Below are 2,978 nucleotides of genomic sequence, written 5' to 3' on the forward strand. Positions count from 1 at the left end.
CCTCCCCCCTCCCTTTCTTGTGTCCTCTTTGCAACTCCTTTGTGGGGGTGGTGGGAGCATGCCAGGCCAACGGCAGCGGAGGCACCTGCTGATCTTGGGCTGCCATGGCACCGCCCCCGGCACAACCTGAAACTTTTCAGGTGCCACCGGAAGACGGCACGCGTCAGGCTAGCCAGCAGCCCCGCACAGGGGCACCGAACGTAATCGTGTCCATTCAGGGAAACCCGCCAAAAAAGAGGGGGAAGATCGCATCATGCGTAATCGATTGAGGCTTGGAGCTGCTGTCCTCGCGGCGTCCTTCGCAGCGGTTATCGCTGTGGGAAGCCCGGCGGCAGCCTCTGACGAGGAGTTCTGGACGCGTAGTTGTGGGTCCAAGTACTACGCCTTCTCCGATGAATGGACCTCGTGGACCAAGAAGTACTCGGGCGGCTCGTGCTCGGGGGATGCCTGGGTGCGCATCAAGATCAGCTCAGGTTGGCTGCCGTGGCGCCACGCCAGCGGCCAGATGACCATAGAGAACACCCGTGGAAACACCGTTTTGAGCGAGCACAAGGGATGCGCGGACTGCAAGGTATATCTCCTCATCCCCTGAAGTTTGATATTTCCAGAAGGCTGTAATACGGCCCGTCCGGCCTTGCTGCTTGGGAGCGCAGAATTGCCGCCCTCTCCCATGGGAGGGGCGGCTATTCGTTTTCCTGTCACCACGGCCTGGGAAGCCCGGACAGCCGCCACGCCTGGACGACGCTCTTCACGTGGACCGTCATCGGCCAGATCCTCTGGCCTGTGATCTGCGTCAGCAGCCTGCTCCTGATCGCGGGCCCGGAATGGCCGGTGTGGCTTCTTCACCGACACACCGCTCCCGGTCCGCGCGGCGACCGTCGGCGTCGGACTCGCGTGCGCTACGCCGCGTGGCCGCCGGACGCCACGGTGTTGCGCCCGTCTGACATCACGTGGACGTCCACTGTGACCTCAAGTGCCACCGCCGGCCTGACGAGGAGGTCGGCGGTGACGGGCAGCATGCCGCCCAGATCGACCGCCTCCACTTCGTCGGCCGTCATTCCGAGGCGATCGCCCAGCACCGACCGTGAGAGCCTCAAGGCCGTACGCCGGTCGTGCACCGACTGTCCCAGGTCGTGCGCCAACCGGATCTGCTCACGCTCGGCCACGACATCCGGGGGCTCGGTGTATCCCTCGGCGGCCTTGCGTTCGCGCGCCAGTTTCCATCGGGTGTGGCTCATAGTTCCCCCCGGAAATCGTCTTCCTGCAGACCGTCAAAACGGCTGAGGCGAGTATCGGGCACGTCAGCCGGGTGCCGCTTCGAGAACGACCTCTGCCCAGACAGTGAAGCGACCGCCGGTCTGCCGCTGACCCCAGCGCGTGGCCAGCGCATTGGCGATCAGCAGACCGCGTCCGGACTCCCGCTCCGGCTCTACCGTCTCCGGCACGGACACCTGGCCCGTTCCCTCATCAGTCAAGCTGACGGTGACGGTCCCGGCGGCAAGGGACAGTGCCACGGTGATCGACTGACTGTGACTGTGTTCCAGCGCGTTCGCGGCGAGTTCGCCGGTGATGGCCTCCAGAGTGTCCACCGCATCCGGGTGCAGCCCCCAAGACCGGGCTGCACCCCGGACATAGCGGCGGGCTGCTCCGGCCGAGGCGAGATCGCCGCCGGGAAGGACGAACAAGCCAAGAGACTGAGGGGTGGTGGCGCAGTCCGTCAACTCGCCGTGAAACGGTTTGCTACTTCCTTTACCACCGCACTGCTACCCTGGCGTAATGGACTCCACGGAGCAGTACGGCAAGGGCGAGGCCCCTGCACAGAAGGTGAGCGTGTCCATGCCCGCAGACCGTATCGCCGCGGTCAAAGCACGCGTCGGCTCACGCGGGTTCTCCGCGTATGTCAGCGCCGCTGTGGAGCGGCAGATACAGCGCGATCTCATCGAGGAGTTGCTGGAGGCCAACGAGGCCGAGGCGGGTCCCATCACCCAGGACATGCGCGATCGCGCCGCACAGGCGATCCGGGCGGCAAAGGCGCTGGCGGAACGGGACGCCACCTCGAGTGAAGAGACAGACGAAGAGTGGCACGGACGCAAAGCAAGCTGAACAGCGGAATCCTGCTCCTCGACAGCGAGGGCTTGTCCAAGACCGTGAGCGCCGACGCTCAGGCGACCGCGTTCATCGCGGCCTGTCAGGCAGAGGACATGCTGATCGCCGTCAGCAACCTGACACTCATCGAAGCCTGGCATGACAACGTCCAGATGAACCGGTTCCGGTGGCACCTCTCCCGGCTCAAGATCCTGCCCGCCACTGAAGCGATCACCTGGAACGCGATCGACCTGTTGAAGGACGCCAGTCTGCACGGACACAAATACGCGATCGACGCCGTGGTGGCCGCGACAGCGCTGAGCCATTCGGGACCTCGCATTGTCCTCACGTCGGACGTGGACGCCATGAAGAAGCTCTGCGGCGACAAGGTGCAAGTCGAAGGCATCTGACAGCCGCGAGGCCGCCGCCTCAGCCGCCCTTCGGGATGGTCACCGCGCTCCGGGTTCAGTTTCGAGCTGTCCTTCGGGCGGGATGTTCGGTCGCCGTGGGGCCGCCCGCTTCTTGGCCAGTGTCGTGCTTCCACGGCCCGAGTAAAGGGCGCTCCCTCCGGTCGCGTCGGCTACGCCGATTCCGCTGCGCTCCACCCTTGACACGGCCCGCTCCAGCACGAGGGAGAAGCGAGCGGGCGGCCGGAAAGGGTGGTGTCCCGAGGCAGGCCGGACGCCCAGGTCGGCTTGGCAGTGGTCCGGGGCCTGTGGGCGCAATCGCGTCTCGCCAGCACGCCGGGTGCGCTTAGCGGCTGCGGGCAGGGAGTGGGGCGCGGTGACGTCTGGCCCGCATACCGGGACCGGCCAGCAGCAACCACACCCGTGGGCTCGGCAGCCGGGTCAAGGAAGGGATTGGAAGGTTTGGGACACCGTCCCTTGGCCCTC

General features: G+C 65.8%; 5 protein-coding genes. 3 read left to right on the forward strand and 2 right to left on the reverse strand.

Annotated features, from left to right (window positions below):
* Positions 1-253: 253 nt before the first annotated feature.
* Positions 254-592 carry a hypothetical protein gene (locus ACTWQR_RS55440; RefSeq protein ID WP_443234966.1) on the forward strand — a complete coding sequence of 113 codons (339 nt, stop codon included), beginning with the start codon at positions 254-256 and terminating at the stop codon, positions 590-592.
* A 307-nt stretch (positions 593-899) separates the two neighbouring features.
* On the opposite strand, the gene ACTWQR_RS55445 is transcribed toward ACTWQR_RS55440, so the two are convergent.
* Positions 900-1,238: a transcriptional regulator gene (locus ACTWQR_RS55445; protein WP_443234967.1), complete on the reverse strand. Its 339-nt coding sequence runs from the start codon at positions 1,236-1,238 to the stop codon at positions 900-902.
* 63 nt (positions 1,239-1,301) lie between these two features.
* Positions 1,302-1,685: an ATP-binding protein gene (locus ACTWQR_RS55450; RefSeq protein WP_443234968.1), complete on the reverse strand. Its 384-nt coding sequence runs from the start codon at positions 1,683-1,685 to the stop codon at positions 1,302-1,304.
* A 91-nt stretch (positions 1,686-1,776) separates the two neighbouring features.
* Between ACTWQR_RS55450 and ACTWQR_RS55455 the strand changes: the two genes are divergently transcribed.
* Complete coding sequence (locus tag ACTWQR_RS55455) at positions 1,777-2,103, forward strand: hypothetical protein (RefSeq protein ID WP_443234969.1); 327 nt, start codon at positions 1,777-1,779, stop codon at positions 2,101-2,103.
* Positions 2,079-2,495, forward strand: coding sequence for a DNA-binding protein (locus ACTWQR_RS55460; protein WP_443234970.1), 417 nt, complete (start codon positions 2,079-2,081; stop codon positions 2,493-2,495). Before ACTWQR_RS55455 ends, ACTWQR_RS55460 begins: the two co-directional genes overlap by 25 nt.
* The last annotated feature ends 483 nt before the right edge of the window (positions 2,496-2,978 follow it).

This window comes from Streptomyces sp. 2A115 (assembly GCF_052245575.1).
Classification (GTDB): Bacteria; Actinomycetota; Actinomycetes; order Streptomycetales; family Streptomycetaceae; genus Streptomyces.

Coding starts and splice junctions, on each gene's coding strand:
- ACTWQR_RS55440 (WP_443234966.1), top strand. CDS start 254: ATGCGTAATCGATTGAGGCTTGGAGCTGCTGTCCTCGCGGCGTCCTTC.
- ACTWQR_RS55445 (WP_443234967.1), bottom strand. CDS start 1,238: ATGAGCCACACCCGATGGAAACTGGCGCGCGAACGCAAGGCCGCCGAG.
- ACTWQR_RS55455 (WP_443234969.1), top strand. CDS start 1,777: ATGGACTCCACGGAGCAGTACGGCAAGGGCGAGGCCCCTGCACAGAAG.